This window comes from Pseudomonas sp. B21-059 (genome assembly GCF_026016285.1).
In the GTDB taxonomy this organism is placed as follows: domain Bacteria; phylum Pseudomonadota; class Gammaproteobacteria; order Pseudomonadales; family Pseudomonadaceae; genus Aquipseudomonas; species Aquipseudomonas danubii.
The window spans coordinates 2,682,891-2,702,990 of record NZ_CP087201.1 but is presented as its reverse complement, the minus strand read 5'-3'; the positions used below and the strand labels follow the sequence as shown (position 1 = coordinate 2,702,990).

Genomic DNA, 20,100 nt, shown 5'->3' with positions numbered 1-20,100 from the left:
CTGGCGCCGCTGGCTCATGGGCTCCAGCCGGGGCCCTGCTCCACCAGGGGTTGCGACGCTTGCAACTGCGCCTCGATCTGCCGCGCCAGGTAATACACCCCGGCCATGACCCCGTGCTCAGGGTCATGCAACTGCTTGAGCCAGGCCTGATCGAAGGCCACGCCCAGGTCGCGCCGGGTCTGCGCCTGCAGGTCCTCGCGCTCATTGTTCTGGACCAGGGCCCGCACGCCCGCCACCCCCACGGAAATCAGCGCTCCGGCCACCCGCCCCACCGCGGCGGCCACGGCACCGGCCACACCGCGACTGGCGAACTGGGCCTGAAGTTTCTCACTGGTGACCTGGGCCACCTGGGACACGCCCGGCGCCGCCTCCCCCTGATCGGTCGCCGGCCCGGCATGAATCTGCTGCAACAGCGGCGCATAGGCCGGCAGACGGGCCACCGGCTCTACCTGCAACAGTTGCTGCAGCGAAGCGCGTTGCCCGGCCTGGGGCCCAAGATCGATGGCGATGATCCGCGCCAGATGCTGATCCAATTGCGGCACGGGCAACTGGTGACGCGCAGTGCTGAGCTGCACCTGCTGACGCAGCAACTGCACATAGAACTCCATGGCCTCGCCAGTAATGCCATCGGCATCGATCTCCAGCGCCACTGGTGCCAGGACCCGCTGCTGATACTGTTCCTGCAGGTAACCGGCCAGGCGCCTGGAAGCCTGTGCGTCATCGCCCCGGTCGTTCAGGGAATACCAACCGACCTTGAGCGCCAGCCATTCCTGGGTCCAGTAGCCACTGAACCAGGGAATGAAGTGTTCGTCGGTCTGCTGATAGATCCGCGTGCGCCAATGCTCCATGGAGCCCTGGGCATAGACTTCAGCCTGCTGGGTGGCTGAGCGTGAGGCGTTCAGCAGCTCCACGTCCACTTGACGCCAGACGGCCGGACTGACCGGCGCCTGGGCGACGGGCTCGGCGACACGGCTGGCGCAGCCAGGAAGGAGCAGTACCAGCACCGCCAGCCCCAGGCTGAACAACCAGGACCTGGGGCGACAGCAACGCAGCGCCAGTGAGCACAAGGCAAGTCCCTCCCTGAAGGCAAGGCCAGGCCAGACTCGACTGTCCGGCCTGGCCTACTTGCAGTATAGGTAGCGCCACTGCGCCGCCCGGGGCGTTTTGCCAGGCGCTAGTGCAATCATCACCCACGACGCCTCCGGCATCGGTATATTGCCCGGGGCGCCTGCGCCACGGACCTGCCTCCCCCCTACAAGGAACCTTCATGCTCTACCGCATCGCCGCTGACAGCCTGGTGCTGTTTCACCTGTCATTCATCGTCTTCGTGCTGCTGGGAGGCCTGCTGGTGCTGCGTCATCCACGGCTGATGCTGCTGCACCTGCCCGCCGCGGCCTGGGGTGTGGCGGTGGAAGTCCTGCACCTGGAATGCCCGCTGACCCGCTGGGAAAACCTGTTGCGCCACGCCGCCGGCCAGGATGGCTACGGGGCCGGGTTCATCGAGCACTACCTGATCCCACTGATCTACCCCGCCGGGCTGACCCCGGGCATCCAGCTCTGGCTGGGCAGCCTGGTTCTAGTGATCAACCTCTCGGTCTACGGCTACCTGGCACGGCGCTGGAGCCGTACCCGCCACGCCTGAAGCCTCCCCCTTGTGACCGCAGCGGCGAACCGGCCCGCACCTTGGCGTTCTAGGACGGATCGGCCTCGCAGGCCTGGGTCAGCGCCTGCCAGGTGGCCTGGTCGGCGGGGATCAGGTGCTCGATGCGCAATGACGCCACAGTGATGTCCTGGGGCATGCCAAAGGTGGTGAAGGTGGAAAGAAAACGCAGTTCCCCCGTGGGCCCGCGCACCCGGGTCAGCAGCAACGGCGTGGCCAGGCTTGCAGCACCCGCTACCTCGCCGGGGCACGGCAGGCTCGCCAGCAGCGCCGCCAGCCCTGGCTGTTGCGCCGCCTCCCGGGCCGCCCGCTGCCAAGCCACCTGACGGATCTCTTCGGCATTGATCAGGCAGTCACCAAAACCACCGGGCAGCAGCAGGCTCGCCAGCAGATTGAAACCTTGCTCCAGCGCCGCCGGCGGCAGTCCCAAAAGCCCGAACAAGGCCGTGGTGGCGCGATTGGCGGCCAGTACCTGCCAACCGCTGTCGATGACAATGGCCGGCGCCGGGTTGTTGGCCTGGAGCAGGTGCATCAGCGCGGCGCGCACCGGCTCCAGGCCCGGATCGTCCAATGGCAAGGCGGCATAACGGGGGGCATAGCCGGCGGCAAGATACACCCGGTTGCGTATTTCCAGTGGGGTATCCAGGGTGCTCAGCAAGCCATGCAGCAGCGCCGGGCTGGGCTGCGCCCGGCCCGTCTCGACGCAACTCAGGTGCCGTTGCGACATGCCCACCTGCAACGCCAGATCCAGCTGGCTCAAGCGCGCTTGGCGCCGCAGCTGGCGCAGTTGCGCGCCGACCGGCAGCGCTGGCGCGGGAACGCGTCCAAGGGGTTCAATCATCGGGTTCCATCATCCTTTGGGTGGGTTAGCCGTTGGCGGACAACTCAGCGAACAGGCTTGAAGAAGATCAGTTCGGGATCATCCTCGTCCAGGTTCTCGACCACCCCGCTGGGGCGGAATCCGGCCTTGGCCAGCAGCCCCTGGGCCGCCCGATTGGAACGGTTGGTGGAAGTGAACAGCTTGCTCGTCCGACAAGCCTTCTCGGCGGCGGCGAGCAGCCGTTGTGCCACCCCCTGACGCTGTTGCCCGGGCGCCACAACCACCAGGGAGACGAACCCCTGATCGAAAAAATCATGATTGAGCAGCACATAGCCGGCGATCCTGTCGCACGCCAGCTCAACCCACACCTGGCCCCGCCCGACCGCCTCGCGAAGCGCCTGGCCCCGGCTGGCATGGGATTGTGCGTAGGCATCAAAGCCGAGCATGGCCGGCACATCGTCGGGCCGTGCTTCACGGATCACCCTCGAGGTGCCTGGCTCAGGAGCCTGTTCGCTGTCGCTCATTGCTACTCATTCCTTGAAGGTGATTGTCGTCCGGTGCCGCCCAGCTGAGCGCTTGTGCCCCACGCCTGTCTATGACCTGGGAGGTCATTGAGTGGCCCGGGGGTTGCCACTTAGCCTGTTCGCTCCCCGTAGTTCAAGGAGTTTAACGGTGAGAAAAACACTCTGGCGCCTATGCCTGGCCTTGTTCGCCGGCCATGAACTGGACGCCGTGGCCCAAGCCGAGTGGCGCCTGCTGTATGGCTTGCGCGACCTCGATCCGGCGCTGGGCCAGCAGTGGTTCATTGCGCTGCATGTACCGCTGTGCGTCGCACTGATGTGGCTGATCGGGCACCCGCGCCAGGCCATGCGCCGGACCAGCCGGCAACTGCTGGCCGCCTTTGCCGTGGTTCACGCCGGGCTGCACTACAACCTTCAGCAGCACCCGCTGTACCTCTTCGACTCGCTGCTGTCGCAAACGCTGATCTTCGCCTGCGGTGCCACCGGCCTGCTCTACCTGATGCTGGACCTGGGCCGGCAACGCTCCCCGTGCAACGACTGATCACCTCCCGGCTCAAGGAACCCACCATGCCCCGTCCCTACCTCGCGCTGCTGACCCTGCTGGCCTTCAGTGCCTACACCCTGTTCACCCTGCTCCAGGCACAGCAGTCGCTGCTGCAATTCGGCGTGCAACTGCTGTCGCAACCCGACACCGCGCAGGTGGTCATCGACCTGTACTTGATGGCGCTGCTGGCTGGACTGTGGATGCTGCAAGACGCCCGGGCCCGGGGCCGCTCGGCGCTGTCGGTGCTGCCCTACCTGCTGCTGACGGCGGTCTTCGTCTCCATCGGCCCGCTGCTGTACATCGTGGTCAACGGCTTTGGCCGAGGCTCGCCCCGCAGCGCCTGAGCGGCAACGGCCTCAGATCAGCCGCTGGATCTGCTTGTGCCGCCAGACCAGCTTGAAGTAGCCGGTCTGCAGCACCAGCATGCTCAGGTAGGCCACCGGGAACGCCATCCATACCCCCTGCAGGCCGAAGTGCGCGTCCAACAGATAGGCCATCGGCAGCTGCACCCCAAGGATGCAGAAAATCGAGATCGCCACCGGCATCAGCACCGTGCCGCTGGCGCGCATGATGCCGCCCACCACCGCCTGGAAGCCGAACACCAGGATGCTCCAGAGCATGATGTGCAGCAGGTGTTCGGCCTGCACCAGGGCTGTGGGGTCGATGATGAACAGCCCCAGCAGCCAGTGGGAAATCAGGTAGCCCAGCAGCACCAGGGCCCCGGTCAGGCACAGGTTGATCGCCAGGCCCGTGCGCAGGATCGGGGTGATGCGCTCCAGGCGCCCGGCGCCGATGGCCTGAGCCCCGAGGATCGACGCGGTGATGGCGATCGACAGCGCCGGAAACTGCACATAGTTGACGATCTGGGTCACCGCGCCATAAGCCGCCGTAGCCTGGGAACCGTGGCGGTTGACCAGGGCCAGGATCACCAGTTCGGACAGCGAGATCACCACCATCTGCACCCCGGTCGGCAGGCCGATGCGCAGCACTTTGCCGAGGATCGCCCGGTCCAGCTTCATCGCCGCGAACAGCGCCCGATCCGGCGCCAGGGGATGGGCCCGACCGCTCAGGCGCCAGACCAGAAAGCCCATGGCCAGGATATTGCCCACCAGCCCGGCGAACGCCGCGCTCTGGATGCCCATCGGCGGCAGGCCCAGCCAGCCGCGAATCAGCGCCGGGGTCAGGAGCAGGCCCACCAGGGTCGACACGATCAGCGCCAGCAGCGGCGACAGGGTATCGCTGACACCGCGCAGCAACTGGGTAAAGAGCACGAACACCAGCAGCAGCGGCATGATCAGCATCATCACCCGGGCATAGCCCACCGCCTCGTCCAGCACATCCAGGGGCGTGCCCAGGCCCTGCAACGCCGGCCGCGCAAACAGCATGCCCAGCACCGCCCCCAACAACCCGATCAGCGCGCCCAGCAGCAAGGTGCTGCCGGCCACCGCCTTGACCGTGCCCAGCTCCCGGGCGCCCCAGGCCTGGCCGATCAGCACCGAGGCCCCCGCGCCCAGGCCGATCACCAGGGCAATGAAGAAGAACACGATGGGGAACATCCCCGACACCGCGGCCAACGCCTGGGTCCCCAGCATCTGCCCGATGTAGATGCCATTGAGCGTGCCGGAGAACGACTGCAGGAAGTTCGACAGCACCATGGGCATGAGGAAGATCAGGTACACCTGCCAAAGCGGGCGCTGGGCGGGAATCGACATGGGGCAGGCAACCTCGGATCAAGAGGACGAAGGGCCGCGAAGCAGTCCGTGGCACGGGGCTCGCGTCGGTCCTGGAAGGTGCAGCAATGAAGGCCGCACGCGACGTTCCGGCAGCGCAGCGGCCCGAGGTTTATATCAGCGGTTGACGTCCACCACCACCCGCCCGCGGACCTTGCCGTCGAGCAGTTCGCGGGCGACGGTCAACGCCTCTTCCAGGCCCACTTCGCGAGTGATCCGCTGCAGGTGCTGCTGGTCCACCTCGGCAGCCAGGCGCTCCCAGGCATGCACCCGTTCGTGGTAGGGACGGGTCACGCTGTTGATCCCCAGCAAGCTCACTCCCCGCAGAATGAAGGGCGCCACCGAAGCCGGGAAATCCATGCCCTGGGCCAACCCGCAGGCAGCCACCAGACCATCGGCGGCGGTGCCGGCACAGACGTTGGCCAGGGTGTGACTGCCCACCGAATCGATGGCCGCCGCCCAGCGCTCCTTGGCCAGCGGGCGTCCCGGCTCGGACAGTTCGGCGCGCTCGATGATACGGCTGGCCCCCAGCGCCTTGAGGTAGTCGGCCTCTTCCGGCCGCCCGGTGGCGGCGATCACCGAGTAGCCCAGGCGCGACAGCAGGCTGATGGCAAAGCTGCCGACACCGCCGCTGGCACCGGTGACCAGCACTTCGCCGTGCTCGGGGGTCAGGCCGCTGCGTTCCAGGGCGATCAGGCACAGCATGGCGGTGTAGCCGGCAGTGCCGATGGCCATGGCCTGGCGCGCGCTGAAGGCTTCTGGCAGGTGGATCAGCCAGTCACCCTGCAACCGGGCCTTCTGCGCCAGCCCGCCCCAATGGCTCTCGCCCACGCCCCAGCCATTGAGCAGCACCTGCTCCCCCGGGCGAAAGCGCGGATGGCTGCTGGCTTCGACGGTGCCTGCCAGGTCGATTCCGGGGACCATGGGAAACTGCCGCACCACCGGGCTTTTGCCAGTGATCGCCAGGCCGTCCTTGTAGTTCAGGGTGCTGTAGGCCACCCGCACCGTGACATCGCCTGCAGGCAGTTGCACCTCCTCCAGTTGGCTCAGATGGGCGCGATAACCTGCAGTGTCTTTGTCGATCACAATGGCCTTGAACATCACGGGCTCCTGTTGGCAAGGGAGGCTGCAGCGCTGGCTGCAACGGCGTAGAACGCGAACGCGCCATCCTACGCAAGCCTTCGGAAGGCGTCCATGAACACCCCCGCCCGCCACAGGATTACTCCGGTGGCCGGGCCGGCGCTAACGGTCATTGATCGCCCCTCACCCCAGTCCCCGCCAGCGACGCTCGCAATGACCCGGGCCGCACCCAGCATCCCGTATCGCAACATAGCCCAGCGCGACTGGCCTGCCAGAACGGCGATGCGGGGCGTATCGGGCGTGGCAAAAACGCAGCATGGAGCGTTACCATGCCGCGGCGTTTCTACCCTGACCGAACGGATTCTCGACCTTGTCTCACCTACTGGAAAAAGCCGCCGCACGCGGCGATCTCGCGACCATCGAGCGCCTCCTTGATGCTGGCGCGGACCTTGAATGGCAGCACAAGGGCACCGGCCGCACGGCCCTGCTGGCCGCCACTATCGCCGGGCACCAGCCGGCCGTGGCGCTGCTGCTGGCACGCGGCGCGAATGTCCAGCAACCGTGCAAAGCGCTGGGCTACAGCCCCCTGGCCTGGGCCGCCAGCCAAGGTGATACCGCCATGGCCGAGTTGCTGATCGCCCATGGCGCAGCGCTCGAACACGCCAGCCCCGAACTGCAACGCACTGCCCTGATGAACGCCGCCCAGGCCGGGCACGAGGCAATGCTGAGCTTGCTGCTCAAAGCCGGCGCCGATCCGCTGCGCCTGGACTTCCAGCAGCGCAATGCCTGGTCCCTGGCCGAAGAGAAGGGCCATACCCAGATCATGCAACAGCTGGCGCAGGCCGGTGCCGGAGCGCCGCCAGCGCCCGCAGCGGCCCCTTCCCTGCCCTGGCCGCCACTGGCAGCAGGCGATGACAACAGTGGCGATCCGGTCACCCAGGTGCGGGCCTATACCCTGGCGCTGGAGGCCTGGGAACAACGGGGCAATGCCCTGGGCCACGAGGCTGTCGACGCGGCCTTCTGGGCCGAACCGCAACAGCTCCTCGAACGTTTCTGCACCCTGCGGCCGCGGGCCTATCCCCGAGCCTCCTACGGTTACCCCACAACCTACTCCGAGGCCGACCAACTACTGGGCTGCCAGTTGCTCAAGCCCGCCGAGGCCGAAGTGCTGATGCGTGATCCAGCCTCCCGGGCGCTGTGCTACGAGCATCGCTTCCTGGTCAAACGGGTCGCGGGGCAATGGCGCATCGACAGCGTCAAGCGGCGCCTGGCCGGCACCCCGAAATGGACCAACGCGATTCTGTGACGCCCCTGCAACTTGCACGCCCCTCTCACCTTTCAGGACCTGCCCCCATGAAATACGACGACGCCTCCTGGCACTACGGCGGCGACTTTCCCGGCGACCTGCCTACCACGGCCGGAGCCACCCACATCGGCCTGTTCCTGGCCTGGATGCTGATCAACGACTTTGCCAGCGAGGAGCTGCTAGACGATGTCGAAGAGGAGATCCGCCAAGTCCAGGCCCGCACCCTCGATGGCCGCGAGTTCCTGTTGCGGATACTGGATGAAAAGCTCAGCGACGGCGATTTCAACGACGAAGGCAATGCCTTTGCCCTGGCCTACTACAAGGGGCGGGACAGCGGTCGGTTTTCCAGCGACTACGAACAGATCCTGGCCCCCGAGCCGGGCACCATCTACCGGGTGGAAAACAGCTGGAGCAACTACGACCGGCTGGCATCGGTGATGGACGAGCGACTTGCACACTGGCGCGCCACGGGGCGAGCGCAGTACATCGACTGAGCGCCGGACGCCGGCAATTGTGGTTAAATGCCGCCCCCGAAAATCGCCGGTTACCGTGATGACCCCTCAAGCCCTCGCCACCCTCAACCAGCACTTGCTAACCGCCCTGGCCACCGCGCCCACCGAAACCCGGCGCCTGTTCCATGGCCGCGGCCGCTGCTGGCCGGGGCTGGAGCAACTGACCGTGGACTGGCTGCAAGGGGTACTGCTGGTGTCCCTGTTCAAGGCGCCGGAGCCTGAACAACTCGCGGCCCTCAAGCTGCTGCTGGTGGAGCTGGGCAACTCCGCACAATGGGCCGCCAGCGGCGCCCGCAGCCTGATGCTGCAACACCGCTACCTGCCCGACAGCCATGGCGAATGGCTGCTGGGCCAGCCGGTGGATTCCTGCACCATCACCGAGGAAGGCCTGCGCTACCAGGTGGACCTGGGCAGCAAGCAAAACAACGGGCTGTTCCTCGACATGCGCTACGGGCGCAACTGGGTGCGGGCCCATGCCCGGGGCCAGAACGTGCTCAACCTGTTCGCCTACACCTGCGGCTTCTCGGTAGCAGCGATCGCTGGCGGTGCCGAGCGAGTGGTCAACCTCGACATGTCCCGAGCGGCCCTGAGCCGTGGCCGCGACAACCACCGGCTCAATGGCCACGACACCAGCCGGGTGAGCTTTCTCGGCCATGACCTGTTCAAGTCCTGGAGCAAGGTCAAGCAAGGCGGCCCTTACGACCTGGTGATCATTGATCCGCCATCGTTCCAGAAAGGCAGCTTTGTCCTGGGCAAGGACTATGCCCGGGTCCTGCGGCGCTTGCCGGAGTTGCTGACAGCCAACGGCTGCGTGCTGGCCTGCATGAACGACCCGGCATTTACCGTGGAGTTTCTGCTGGAGGGCATGGCCGAGGCAGCGCCGGGGTTGCGTTTTGAACAGCGGCTGGAGAACCCGCCAGAGTTTCCCGATGCCGATCCGCAGTGTGGGCTCAAGGCGCTGGTGTTTCGTCAGGGGGAATAGAGGGGCCATCGCTGCTGGGAAGGGTGATGTATCCGTGGCTGCGGGTGCGGCTACCTATGGTTTCGCCCTTACGGCGAGGGAGACGGGGTACATATCCGTTGCTGCGGGTGCGGCTACCTATGGTTTCGCCCTTACGGCGAGGGGGACGGGGTACATATCCGTTGCTGCGGGTGCGGCTACCTATGGTTTCGCCCTTACGGCGAGGGGGACGGGGTACATATCCGTTGCTGCGGTCACGGCCACTTAGGGTTTCGCCCTTACGGCGAGTCCCTTTTTACAAACGCCTAAAAAGGAACCAAAAACGCTTGCCCCTCCATGGGCCCCTCGCTGGGGCTCGGGGTTCCCTCTCTCCGGCATTGCTCCGGGGGCCGCCGCCAACCGGCCATCCATGGCCGGGTGGCGGCTAGCTCGGCATCCCTGCCGAGCTGCCCCCTACGCAACGCCTACGCTCGGCCGGCTGGGAAGGGGCCTGAAGATCAAGATCAAAAGCCAGAGCCAGAGCCAAGCGCGTGTTACGCGCTGTCCGTAGGAGCCGGCTTGCCGGCGAAGAGGCCCGTGAGTCATGCAGCGTCAGGGCGGACGCCTTCGCTGGCAAGCCAGCTCCTACGGGAGGTGGTGGGAGGGACGCCCCACTCCATCTTCAGGCCGGCCGCAAGGCCGCCGTCGCGCTCTTGATCTTGATCTTGATCTGAACGCCCCGTTAACCACGATGGCCGAACGCAGGCATTGATCCGTGGGTAACCCGGCAGGGATGCCGGGTTAGCCGCCACCCGGCCATGGATGGCCGGTGGCGGCGGCCCACGGATCAATGCCGGAGTGAGGGCATGCCGAGCCTAGGCGAGGCACCGAGTGGAGGGGCAGGAGCCTTTGGTTACTTTGGGCTTTTCAAAGTGACTCGCTGTAAGAGCGAAACCATAAGTGGCCGTGACCGCAGCAACGGATATGCCCCCCAAAAAACCCCCAAAGCCCCCGCCCCGCCTCACAACCCCATCCGATACTCAATAACCCCCGGCTTCTGCGCCACCCAGTCATACAACCTCTGCGCACGCTTGTTGCTCTCCTGCGTATGCCAATACAACCGCCCACACCGCTGTTCCCGGGCAAAGGCCTGCACCCACTCGATCAACAGTTTCCCCGCACCACTGCCCCGCACTGCCGGAGCGACATACAGATCCTCCAGATAACAGAAGTCGGTTACCGCCCAGGTCGAACGGTGCAACACCGAGTTGACGAAACCGATCAGCTCCTCACCCTGCACCGCCACCGCGGAAAACACCGGCTCTTGCGGATCGCAGAAACGCTCGAAGGCAACCACACTGACCTGCTCATCCAGCGTCACCTGATAGAAGTCCTGATACGCCAGCCACAACTGCAACCACTGCTGATAATCGCCAGGCTGGATCGGCCGTATCGTCACTGCGTGTTGTTGATCACTCATTGCACTCTCCTTTTGAAAACCCACTCCAGACGTCAACCCCTGGATGGTGAGGAGCGCCAGCTTATGGTTTGAATGGAGGGTTTTATCAGTCCATTTCAATCGCAAAGAGCAGACCACTTTTGCCACCGCTCGCGAACCTCACACCTCGAACTGCTAATGGGCCCCAAAGTGAATCCCACCCGCTTTCTACGCGAACAGAACGTGGACGACCCGAAGCTTCTGTGAGCGATTGCAAGGAGTGCCTGAGGACTCGGAGCCTTAGTCCCAACTGCCGGCGATAGCGCTGAGCTGTGGGTTTTTCTTGACAGCAAAAATTCCCAGCGGCTATTGTCTGACAACCTGACTACCAAGGTTTCTCCATGCTTGAACTCCAGCGTCCCGACTCTCTCGTTGTGCGTGTGGTCAATGCGATCCGTACCGAGATCGACTCCGGCCGCCTGGCTCCCGAGTCGCGCCTGCCCACTGAGCAGCAACTGGCCGAGCAGCTGAATGTCAGCCGCTCGGTGGTGCGCGAAGCCATTGCCCAGCTCAAGGCCGATGGCGTGCTGATCGCCCGGCGCGGCCTGGGGTCGTACATTTCCAAGACCCCTGCCGGCACGGTGTTCCGCTTCCCCCAGGCCGATGGCCGCCTGCCAGATCTGGCGCAGATGTTCGAGATGCGCCTGTGGATCGAAACCCAGGCTGCGTCGATTGCCGCCCAGCGCCGCGATGCCGCCGATCTGCAGCGCATGCAGCAAGCCCTGCAGGAAATGCACGACAAGCGCAGCGATTTCGAAGCCGCGGGGTTGGCTGACGTAGAGTTTCACCGGGCCATCGCCGAGGCCAGCAAGAACGACTACTTCGTGGCCTTCCATGATTTTCTGCGCAGCCAGCTAACCAGCGCCCGCAAGGCCGCCTGGGAAAACTCGGCGCGGCGCCAGGTCGGCGGTTCCGCCGATGCCACCCAGGAACACCAGGCGCTGTACCAGGCCATTGCCGCCGGTGATCGCCAGGCCGCCGCCGCTTGTGCCGATGCTCACTTGCGTGCCGCGGCCAAGCGCCTGGGCCTGGAGCTGCCAACCCTCGACTAACAACTGCAACACGCTTCAAGCCGCAAGCGCTAGCCTGCGGTTTTTTATCGGAATACTTAGTCTGACAACCTGATAACCAGACTTGAAACCGTTTGATCCAAGGTACCCAGAACCATGATTTATGACTTTTGCATCATCGGCGGCGGCATCGTCGGACTGGCCACGGCCATGGAGATCCTCAAGCGCCAGCCGGGCGCCTCGCTGGTGATCCTGGAAAAGGAAAATGTCCTGGCCAAGCACCAGACCGGGCACAACAGCGGGGTGATCCACGCCGGTATCTACTATGCGCCGGGCAGCCTCAAGGCCGACCTGTGCAAGCGCGGCGCCGAGGCCACCAAGCAGTTCTGCAGCGAGCACGGGATCAAGTTCGAGGTCTGCGGCAAGGTGCTGGTAGCGTCAAACGCCCTGGAAGTGCAGCGCATGGAAGCCCTGTACCAGCGCTCACAACAGAACGGCCTGAAGGTGGAGCGCCTGGACGCCGAGCAACTGCGTGAGCGTGAGCCGAACATCGTCGGCCTCGGCGGGCTGTTCCTCGACGCCACCGGCATCGTCGACTACCGCGAAGTCTGCGAAACCATGGCCCGGGTGATCCGCCGCGACGGCGGTGAAATCTGCCTCAGCCAGACCGTGACCGCGATCCAGGAAAACGCCGACAGCGTCACGGTCAACAGCCATAGCGGCAGCTGGCAGGCGAAGAAACTGGTGGTCTGTGCCGGCCTGCAATCGGATCGCCTGGCGACCCTGGCCGGGGTGAAGATCGACCACCAGATCATCCCCTTCCGCGGCGAGTACTTCCGCCTGCCGGCCTCGAAGAACAACATCGTCAATCACCTGATCTACCCGATCCCCGACCCGGAGCTGCCATTCCTCGGCGTGCACCTGACCCGCATGATCGACGGCAGCGTCACCGTCGGCCCCAATGCGGTGCTGGGCCTGGGCCGGGAGAACTACAAGAAGTTCTCCATCAACTGGCGCGACGTGGCGCAGTACGCCAGCTTCCCCGGGTTCTGGAAAACCATCTGGCAGAACCTGGGTTCCGGCACCACGGAGATGAAGAACTCGCTGTTCAAGTCCGGCTATCTGGAGCAGTGCCGCAAGTACTGCCCGTCCCTGGAAGTCTCCGACCTGCTGCCCTACGAGGCGGGGATTCGCGCCCAGGCGGTAATGCGTGACGGCAGCCTGGTGCACGACTTCCTGTTCGCCCAGACCCCACGCATGTTGCACGTATGCAACGCGCCCTCGCCCGCCGCCACGTCGGCGATTCCCATTGGTTCGATGATTGCCGACAAGATTTTCCAGACCGACTGAAACACAGACGCGGCACGCCTTGTTGCACAGCGCCGCAGCGCTGTCTGCGGGGCCCCGTGCCGCCGAAATACCCCTCGGCAGTCCCTTTGGGGCACACCGAGCAAGACCCGCGTCAACTCGACAATAAATACAATGATCCAAGAGGATGTACACAATGACCGCAGTTGAAACCGGCATTACTGCAGCGGAAACCCCACAACAAACCAAGAAACGCCTGCGCAAGGTCGCGGCGGCCACCATCTTCGGCTCGATGCTGGAGTGGTACGACTTCTACCTCTACGCCACCATGGCGGCCATCGTCTTCTCGAAGATCTTCTTCGATAACAGCAACCCGAAAAGCGCCACGCTGATGGCCTTCTCCACCTTTGCCATCGGCTTTATCGCCCGTCCCTTCGGCGGCATCCTGTTCGGCTACCTGGGGGACAAGTTCGGCCGCAAGCAGGTGCTGGTGCTGACCTTCTGCCTGATGGGCGTGTGCACCGCACTGATCGGCCTGATTCCCAGCTACGCCTCCATCGGCATCTGGGCACCGATCCTGCTGGTGGCGATCCGCATCATCCAGGGCCTGGGGGCCGGCGCCGAACTCTCCGGCGCGGCGGTCACCTCCTATGAACACGCCAGCGAAGGCAAACGCGGCAGCCAAGGTGCCTGGCCGGCGCTGGGGCTGAACCTGGGCCTGCTGCTGTCGTCGCTGACCATTTACCTGTTGACCATCAACGGCAACGACTTCCTGCTGGCCGGCGGCTGGCGCATTCCCTTCGTGTGCAGCATCGTCCTGGTGGCGGTCGGCCTGTGGGTGCGCAACAGCATTCCGGAAACCCCGGAGTTCAAGGAACTGAGCAAGGAAAGCCAGAAGGCCAAGCCCTCGCCCCTCAAGGCACTGTTCAAGAACGACCTCAAGGGCCTGGCGGTGGTGTTCTTCGTCGCCATTGGCTACAACGCCCTGAGCTACATCTTCAAGACCTTTTCCCTGGCCTACCTGACCCAGTACAAGAATGTCGATGTGCACGTCACTTCACTGTCGGTGACCATCGCCAGCCTGATCGCCATCGTCGCCGTGCCCTTCTTCGGCTGGCTCTGCGACAAGTGGAGCAGCAAGACCGTGCTGATTCTGGGCGGGGTGTTCTCGCTGCTGTTCGCCTACCCGTTCCTGGCCCTGCTCAATACCGGCGAGAGCCTGATGATCTACATCGCCATCGGCGTCGGCACCGGCATCCTGGCACCGATGATGTTCGCGCCTCAGGGTTCGTTCCTCAGCCGCCAGTTCCCCACCGCGACCCGCTCCTCGGGCTTCGGCACCGGGCGCGAGATCGGCACCGCGATTGCCGGCGGCCTGGCGCCACTGGGCGCCCTGTCCCTGGTCACTGCCTCGGCCACCCACTCCACCGACGGTGTGGTGATCATTCTCGCGGTGGCCGCCGTGCTGGTGATGGTGTTTGCCCTCTTCGACCAGGGGCGCAAGCACTCGGCGTTCAAGAACTGACAGCCCGTTGAGCCGTCCGCAGGCCATCCTGGGGCGGCTCAGACCAGCAATACCTCGATCCCCAACTGGCGATAACCTTCGATATCCACCTCCGGCACCTCCTGCTCGGTCACCAGCCGCTGCAGGCGGTTGCACGGCGCCACCACAAAGGGCTCCATGGCGCCCAGCTTGTCGGCGGTGGTCACGGCAATGACTTCGGCGGCGCTGTCGAACATCGCCTGCTTGATCGGCACTTCATCGAAATGCAGGGAGCTGATGCCGATCTCCGGGTGAATCGCACAGACCCCGGTGAACATCAGGTCGGCCTTGATCCCCTGGATCATCCGCAGTGCTTCATGCCCGCTGGCGGACAGGGTTGCCGGATTGAGCTGGCCGCCCACGAGAATCACCTTGACCCCAGGGTATTCGGCCAGGGCCACGGCAATCATTGGCGAAGCGGTGACTGCGGTCAGGCGGATATCGGCCGGCAGGGACTGGGCGATGTGCAAGGTGGTGGAGCCGGAATCGAATAGCACCGTCTGGCCGTCCCGCACCCATTGCACGGCAAACTGCGCCAGACGCAGTTTCGCCTCGTTGGTTTCGCCGACCCGAGTGAAGTAGTCCTTGCCGCTGTCCTTGGGTCGCGGCAGCGCACCGCCGTGCACCCGCTGCACCAGGCCATTGGCATCCAGCTCGGCGAGGTCGCGGCGGATGGTGTCTTCTGAAACCGCGAAGTGCCGGCTCAGCTCAGCGGCCATGACCTTGCCGTCGCGCTCCAGCAGCAGAAGGATCTTTTGTCGACGCAGGGAGGGCAGCTCGGCTGCCGGGTGCAGGTTTTGCATGTTCTTGCCCGTTTTTGCGTGTTTTCGCGAGATTAGCCAAGCCCTCTCGCGAAAACAAGCAGGCGCGCTCAGGAGATCAACTGTGGGGGCCGTGCGTTGTACAGCGCCGCCTCACCCAGGCGCTCGCGCACCAGGGCCTGGGCCTGCCGGGTCATCTGGTCCAGATGCCGGTCGCGCTTCTTCTCCGCTTCCAGCATGGCCTTGCGCCCGTGCTGGGCCAGCAGGTAGGTGTGAATCTGCCGCACTTCCACCGATTGGTAGATCGGCGCCACGTCCAATACCGCCAGCAAGCCATCGCTGCCATGGTCCCGGGTGTTCATCAGCACTTGCGGACCGCGGGCGCCCAGCAGCTGAAAGCCCAGGGCCTCGAAACATTCCACTTTGGCCACGTGACAGGCCAGCTCGGCATGGGGATAGCGGGCACGCAGCGCCTCCAGCATCTGCCGGGCAATGCCCTGGCGCCGATGGTTTTGCCGCACCGCCATATAGGCCACGGCACAGGCCTGGGGATCGTCCTTGAGCGGCAGGTACAGGGTGAAGCCCAGCACCTGCTCAGGGTCCTGAGTGTCGGTGGCCACCACCAGCTCTACCGCGATCCCCCGGGAACCGTCCATGGCCTGCAGGTACAGGTGCACTTCGTAGCCGACGCCGTACTGGTACAGGTTGTACAGCGGGTTGCTCGGGGCAATGGCCACCGCGCTGATGTCGGTGATGTAGTCCACGACCATTTGCTGGATCTGGCTCTGGATGGCTTCGGGCGGCGGGGCTTGGAACAGGGTGATGCTGGACATCGAGGCAGTGACTCCGAGGGTTGAGGCGTGCCCGCAACGGCGGGCGCGGCAATCATACCGCGTCATGGCAAGGCACAGGCAGCCAACAAGTTGCTCGAGTCGGGCTCAAGCCTCGTTGAGAAAGATACGGAGATGCTGCTTCAGAGGCACCGGCAAGGCCGGCAAGTTGCGACGACATCAGGGATATCGCCGCAACCCATGCAAGATACGGCTGCACGGTGGCAGCCGCTGTGCCCCATCCGACGAACGCGGACGGGGCCGAGGCTTACAGCGCCATGTCGGCCGCTGGGTTGCTCTCTGGCTTGGCCATGCTGGCCGGAGCCTGAGGTGCAGCGCCCTTGACCGCTGGTGGCGGGGTCAGTTGCAGCACTTCGGCGGTGTAGGCCCATTCTTTGGCCACACGCTCAGGGCTGTCGTTCAGGGCAGTGCCGTAGCTCGGTACGATCTGGTGCAGTTTTTCCTGCCAGGCCGGGGTCGCCACTTTGTCCTTGAACACCTTCTGCAGCACGCTGAGCATGATCGGCGCGGCGGTCGAGGCACCTGGGGAAGCGCCCAGCAGGCCGGCGATGCTGCCGTCCTGGGAAGCGACGATCTCGGTGCCCAGTTTCAGCACGCCGCCCTTCTCTTCGTCACGCTTGATGATCTGCACGCGCTGACCGGCCTGCCACAGGCGCCAGTCTTCTTGCTTGGCGTTGGGGAAGTATTCCTTCAGGGCGTTGAAGCGGTCGTCATCCGACAGCATCAGTTGGCCGGCCAGGTATTCCACCAACGGGTACTGTTCGATACCGACTTTGGTCATCGGCCAGAAGTTGTGGGTGGTGGTGCTGGTCAGCAGGTCGAAGTACGAACCTTCCTTGAGGAACTTGGTGGAGAAGGTAGCGAATGGGCCAAACAGGATGACCCGCTTGCCGTCCAGCACGCGAGTGTCCAGGTGCGGAACCGACATCGGCGGAGCGCCCACCGAAGCCTTGCCATAGGCCTTGGCCAGATGCTGCTCGGCAACGCTGGCGTTCTCGGTCACCAGGAACGAGCCACCCACCGGGAAGCCGGCGTATTCGTTGGCCTCGGGAATGCCCGACTTCTGCAGCAGGTGCAGGGCACCGCCGCCGGCGCCGATGAACACGAACTTGGCGTCGGTTTCGGTTTTCGAACCGTCTTTGAGGTTCTTGTAGGTCACGCGCCACGAGCCGTCTTCATTGCGCTCGATGTCCTGCACTTCGCTGGACAGCTTGAGAGCAAAGTTCGGCTGGGCTTGCAGGTGCGCGACGAACTGGCGAGTGATCTCGCCGAAGTTGACGTCGGTGCCGATCGGGCTCCAGGTCGCAGCGATCTTCTGCGCCGGATCACGACCTTCCATCATCAGTGGTACCCACTTCTTGATCTGCTCGGCGTCTTCGGAGTACTGCATGCCGCTGAACAGCGGGCTGGCCTGCAGGGCCTCGTAGCGTGCCTTGAGGAACTTGATGTTGTCATCGCCCCAGACAAAACTCATGTGCGGCGTGGAGTTGATGAACGAACGCGGGTTCTTCAGCACACCGTTCTTGACCTGCCACGACCAGAACTGGCGGGAAATCTGGAACGCTTCGTTGATCTCGATGGCCTTGGCGATCTCGATCTTGCCGTCCTTGCCTTCCGGGGTGTAGTTCAGCTCAGCCAGGGCGGAGTGACCGGTACCGGCGTTGTTCCAGCCGTTGGAGCTTTCTTCAGCCACGCCATCCAGGCGCTCGACCATCTCCATGGACCAATCGGGCTGCAGCTCATTGAGCCAGACCCCGAGGGTCGAACTCATGATGCCGCCACCGATCAGCAGCACATCCACTTTCTTCGGCTCAGCCGCGTGCGCGGACGTGAGGCCTATCGACATCGCCAGCCCGATCAGGGCCGTGTTCACTTTCTTCAACATTCTGTAGTACCTACGATAGAACGCCATCCGCCGCCCCATCCTCGATCCTGCGAACTCAGTGCATTGCGAAACAGGCATTTCGCAGGTCCTGGATGAACGCATTCAAAAGAACTGGAGGGTGGGCACACAAGGCCGACGAGACTGGCTCGACCTCAGTTTTATATCGCTCCGGCGCTGACTTCTTGTCGTTTTTGGCTTCAGCTACTTGAGTGACACTTGTTTCTCAGGACACGTCACGGGACGTAGACCAACGGGCAATAACGCCCCACTCCTTTCACCGACACCGGACTCGATTCGACGCACAACACTGACACCCGTCTACACGGGGCCAGCAGGACAAAGAAGGGTCGGGGTCAACCAAAGGAGGTAGACGAACACTGCCTGACATTGCATTCGGCGAGTTTGCCCAGACACTCCCACGCGCTTGCAAGGACCCGAACAGGCCACTTGAAGCAAAGCATAGGGGAGGTATTTCTGCACAAACGATGAACCGATTCAGCGCAAGAATATCATTACGGCATCAGCCTGTCTTGGCCGGAGCGGCTGCCCTGGCCCTCGAAAAAACCGCGACGCACCAGGGTCTGTACGAAAGCTGCCGAGCAAAGATCAGGCAAGGCAAAAACAGGCGAGGAAGCGGAGTGTAGGGACCTACATGAGCATTCCGAGCCTGTTTCTACGTAGCGCCGAAGGCGCGTAGTGCGCAGCATGATCGAAGCGCAGGTAGTTTTCGTACAGAGCCTACGACACTCGCCACAATCAATGCGTCACAAAGACGCTGGCCGGTCGCTACGCCTCGGCACTGCACTGAGCCTTGGCGGTCAGCAATGGCACAGGCATCATGGCCGACTGCAAGACCTGCCAGACCATCGTCAAGGACAAGAAGAACAACCATGCACGAGACTTCCCTGCAAGACACCACCGCCCCCGAGGGCGTCTGTTTCGGCTGCGGCAGCAGCAACCACCACGGCCTGCAGATCAAGAGCCACTGGCATGAAGACGGCGTGCATGTGATCGCCGAGCACCTGCCGCAATCCCAGTACTGCGGCTGGCCGGACCTGGTCTACGGCGGCCTGATCGCCATGCTGGTGGACTGCCACTCCAACTGGACCGCCATGGCCTACCACTACCGTAACGAACAACGGGAACCGGGCAGCCTGCCGCGCATCGACTGCGTCACCGGCAACCTGGGCATCAAGTTCATCAAGCCCACGCCCATGGGCGTACCCCTGACCCTGCGGGCCAAGGTCGAGGGCGACGTGGGGCGCAAGAGCCGGGTGATCTGTGAGGTGTATGCCGGTGATGTACTGACCGCCATTGGCGATTCGGTATTTGTTCGGGTCGATACAGAGCAGTTGGCCGCCGCCGCTCATGGACGTGGTGCCTGAGTATGGACATTCAGGAAATACAGCTGCACTTGGCCAAGCCAGCCGTGAAGTTCAGTGCCGGCGGCTTTCGTCCGACTCACAGCGATGAGGAAAGCTGGCTGGGCCGAGTCTTTCTGTTTCGCGAAGACGAAGAGTTGCCGCGCAACCGCGCCGGTGAAACCCTGCTGCCCTTTGCCCAGCTCTATCTCCCTAGCCTGCCCTTTCACAGCCCGCTGCTAAAAGGCGTGCGGGTGCTGAGCGTGTTTGTCGCCAACCCCTTTCCCGAACCCCTGGAGCCCATGGGTGAACGCTGGCTGATCCGCGAATACCGCGACGACGAGGTGCTGGTGCGCAAGGAGCTGGTGGCTCCCGGAGCCTTCCTCAAACCCATGCCAATCAAAGCCGAAGCCGTGGCCGAGGACTTTCCGCTGTGGGACGGTGGCGGCATCCCCGATGAGGTGGAGCAGGCCATTCTCGAACTGGAACGCAGCGGCCGGATCGAGTGTTACTACGACCTGATCAGCCACTGCTATGAACACAAGCTGGGGGGCTATCCGTCCTACTGCCAATCAGGGATCGATATCGGAGACGGTTTCGAATTCGTGATGCAGATTGCCTCCGACGCCAAGATCGGACTCAACGTGGTGGACGGCGGCAAGTTGATGTTCTGGAAGCATCGCGACACGGGGGAATGGGCGCTGTACTTCGACTTCTATTGAGACCGGCCGGTGAATAGCGATTTCATCTTCCCACGGATGAAAAGCCCG

The 20,100-nt window shown here is 64.0% G+C and carries 20 protein-coding genes; 11 read left to right on the top strand and 9 right to left on the bottom strand.

Annotation, left to right across the window (positions count from 1 at the left end; genetic code table 11):
- Positions 1–14: 14 nt before the first annotated feature.
- Complete coding sequence (locus LOY69_RS12415) at positions 15–1,067, bottom strand: hypothetical protein (protein ID WP_249735869.1); 1,053 nt, start codon at positions 1,065–1,067, stop codon at positions 15–17.
- Between the two features lie 200 nt (positions 1,068–1,267).
- Between LOY69_RS12415 and LOY69_RS12410 the strand changes: the two genes are divergently transcribed.
- Positions 1,268–1,642, top strand: a complete 375-nt coding sequence (locus LOY69_RS12410) for a DUF2784 domain-containing protein (RefSeq protein ID WP_102864296.1) — start codon at positions 1,268–1,270, stop codon at positions 1,640–1,642.
- Between the two features lie 49 nt (positions 1,643–1,691).
- Here LOY69_RS12410 and LOY69_RS12405 read toward each other — a convergent pair whose 3' ends face one another.
- Both LOY69_RS12405 and LOY69_RS12400 read right to left on the bottom strand, forming a co-directional pair.
- Positions 1,692–2,501 carry a helix-turn-helix domain-containing protein gene (locus tag LOY69_RS12405; RefSeq protein ID WP_213666139.1) on the bottom strand — a complete coding sequence of 270 codons (810 nt, stop codon included), beginning with the start codon at positions 2,499–2,501 and terminating at the stop codon, positions 1,692–1,694.
- Positions 2,502–2,545: 44 nt separating this feature from the next.
- On the bottom strand, positions 2,546–3,004 hold the full coding sequence (locus LOY69_RS12400; protein WP_102879890.1) for a GNAT family N-acetyltransferase: 459 nt from the start codon (positions 3,002–3,004) through the stop codon (positions 2,546–2,548).
- Between the two features lie 148 nt (positions 3,005–3,152).
- Here LOY69_RS12400 and LOY69_RS12395 point away from each other — a divergent pair, with 148 nt between their 5' ends.
- Together LOY69_RS12395 and LOY69_RS12390 are read left to right on the top strand one after the other, a co-directional pair.
- Positions 3,153–3,542 (top strand): DUF6713 family protein, encoded by a 390-nt coding sequence (locus tag LOY69_RS12395; RefSeq protein WP_102864293.1) that lies wholly within the window; start codon positions 3,153–3,155, stop codon positions 3,540–3,542.
- A 26-nt stretch (positions 3,543–3,568) separates the two neighbouring features.
- Positions 3,569–3,889, top strand: coding sequence for a DUF2834 domain-containing protein (locus LOY69_RS12390; protein ID WP_110653765.1), 321 nt, complete (start codon positions 3,569–3,571; stop codon positions 3,887–3,889).
- A 12-nt stretch (positions 3,890–3,901) separates the two neighbouring features.
- Here LOY69_RS12390 and LOY69_RS12385 read toward each other — a convergent pair whose 3' ends face one another.
- A complete protein-coding gene (locus LOY69_RS12385; protein WP_110653766.1) occupies positions 3,902–5,257 on the bottom strand; it encodes an MATE family efflux transporter in 1,356 nt (451 codons plus the stop codon).
- 135 nt (positions 5,258–5,392) lie between these two features.
- On the bottom strand, positions 5,393–6,376 hold the full coding sequence (locus tag LOY69_RS12380; RefSeq protein WP_213666134.1) for an MDR family oxidoreductase: 984 nt from the start codon (positions 6,374–6,376) through the stop codon (positions 5,393–5,395).
- A gap of 349 nt (positions 6,377–6,725) precedes the next feature.
- On the opposite strand from LOY69_RS12380, the gene LOY69_RS12375 reads away from it, so the two are divergent.
- Genes LOY69_RS12375 through LOY69_RS12365 form a run of 3 tightly spaced genes read left to right on the top strand, consistent with a single transcriptional unit; the run spans position 6,726 to position 9,155 of the window.
- Positions 6,726–7,661, top strand: a complete 936-nt coding sequence (locus LOY69_RS12375) for an ankyrin repeat domain-containing protein (RefSeq protein ID WP_265074644.1) — start codon at positions 6,726–6,728, stop codon at positions 7,659–7,661.
- Positions 7,662–7,708: 47 nt separating this feature from the next.
- Positions 7,709–8,155 (top strand): hypothetical protein, encoded by a 447-nt coding sequence (locus tag LOY69_RS12370; protein ID WP_123393162.1) that lies wholly within the window; start codon positions 7,709–7,711, stop codon positions 8,153–8,155.
- Positions 8,156–8,213: 58 nt separating this feature from the next.
- Positions 8,214–9,155, top strand: coding sequence for a class I SAM-dependent methyltransferase (locus tag LOY69_RS12365; protein WP_110653770.1), 942 nt, complete (start codon positions 8,214–8,216; stop codon positions 9,153–9,155).
- Positions 9,156–10,134: 979 nt separating this feature from the next.
- Here the strand turns inward: LOY69_RS12365 and LOY69_RS12360 are convergent.
- Entirely contained in the window at positions 10,135–10,593 is a 459-nt protein-coding gene (locus LOY69_RS12360) for a GNAT family N-acetyltransferase (protein WP_123393160.1), read from the bottom strand.
- 359 nt (positions 10,594–10,952) lie between these two features.
- Here LOY69_RS12360 and LOY69_RS12355 point away from each other — a divergent pair, with 359 nt between their 5' ends.
- The 3 genes from LOY69_RS12355 to LOY69_RS12345 all read left to right on the top strand — a co-directional run bounded on the left by LOY69_RS12355 (position 10,953) and on the right by LOY69_RS12345 (position 14,454).
- On the top strand, positions 10,953–11,663 hold the full coding sequence (locus LOY69_RS12355; protein ID WP_102879898.1) for a FadR/GntR family transcriptional regulator: 711 nt from the start codon (positions 10,953–10,955) through the stop codon (positions 11,661–11,663).
- Between the two features lie 114 nt (positions 11,664–11,777).
- Complete coding sequence (gene lhgO, locus LOY69_RS12350; RefSeq protein WP_265074643.1) at positions 11,778–12,971, top strand: L-2-hydroxyglutarate oxidase; 1,194 nt, start codon at positions 11,778–11,780, stop codon at positions 12,969–12,971.
- Between the two features lie 154 nt (positions 12,972–13,125).
- Complete coding sequence (locus tag LOY69_RS12345) at positions 13,126–14,454, top strand: MFS transporter (protein WP_265074642.1); 1,329 nt, start codon at positions 13,126–13,128, stop codon at positions 14,452–14,454.
- A 38-nt stretch (positions 14,455–14,492) separates the two neighbouring features.
- On the opposite strand, the gene LOY69_RS12340 is transcribed toward LOY69_RS12345, so the two are convergent.
- The 3 genes from LOY69_RS12340 to mqo form a co-directional block, all read right to left on the bottom strand.
- Positions 14,493–15,275, bottom strand: a complete 783-nt coding sequence (locus tag LOY69_RS12340) for a DeoR/GlpR family DNA-binding transcription regulator (protein ID WP_265074641.1) — start codon at positions 15,273–15,275, stop codon at positions 14,493–14,495.
- A gap of 68 nt (positions 15,276–15,343) precedes the next feature.
- A complete protein-coding gene (locus LOY69_RS12335; protein ID WP_110653006.1) occupies positions 15,344–16,066 on the bottom strand; it encodes a GNAT family N-acetyltransferase in 723 nt (240 codons plus the stop codon).
- Between the two features lie 265 nt (positions 16,067–16,331).
- Positions 16,332–17,969 carry a malate dehydrogenase (quinone) gene (gene mqo / locus LOY69_RS12330; protein ID WP_102879903.1) on the bottom strand — a complete coding sequence of 546 codons (1,638 nt, stop codon included), beginning with the start codon at positions 17,967–17,969 and terminating at the stop codon, positions 16,332–16,334.
- Positions 17,970–18,859: 890 nt separating this feature from the next.
- Here mqo and LOY69_RS12325 point away from each other — a divergent pair.
- Together LOY69_RS12325 and LOY69_RS12320 are read left to right on the top strand one after the other, a co-directional pair.
- Positions 18,860–19,354, top strand: a complete 495-nt coding sequence (locus tag LOY69_RS12325; RefSeq protein WP_102879906.1) for a PaaI family thioesterase — start codon at positions 18,860–18,862, stop codon at positions 19,352–19,354.
- Between the two features lie 2 nt (positions 19,355–19,356).
- Positions 19,357–20,052 carry a DUF1963 domain-containing protein gene (locus tag LOY69_RS12320; RefSeq protein ID WP_265074640.1) on the top strand — a complete coding sequence of 232 codons (696 nt, stop codon included), beginning with the start codon at positions 19,357–19,359 and terminating at the stop codon, positions 20,050–20,052.
- The last annotated feature ends 48 nt before the right edge of the window (positions 20,053–20,100 follow it).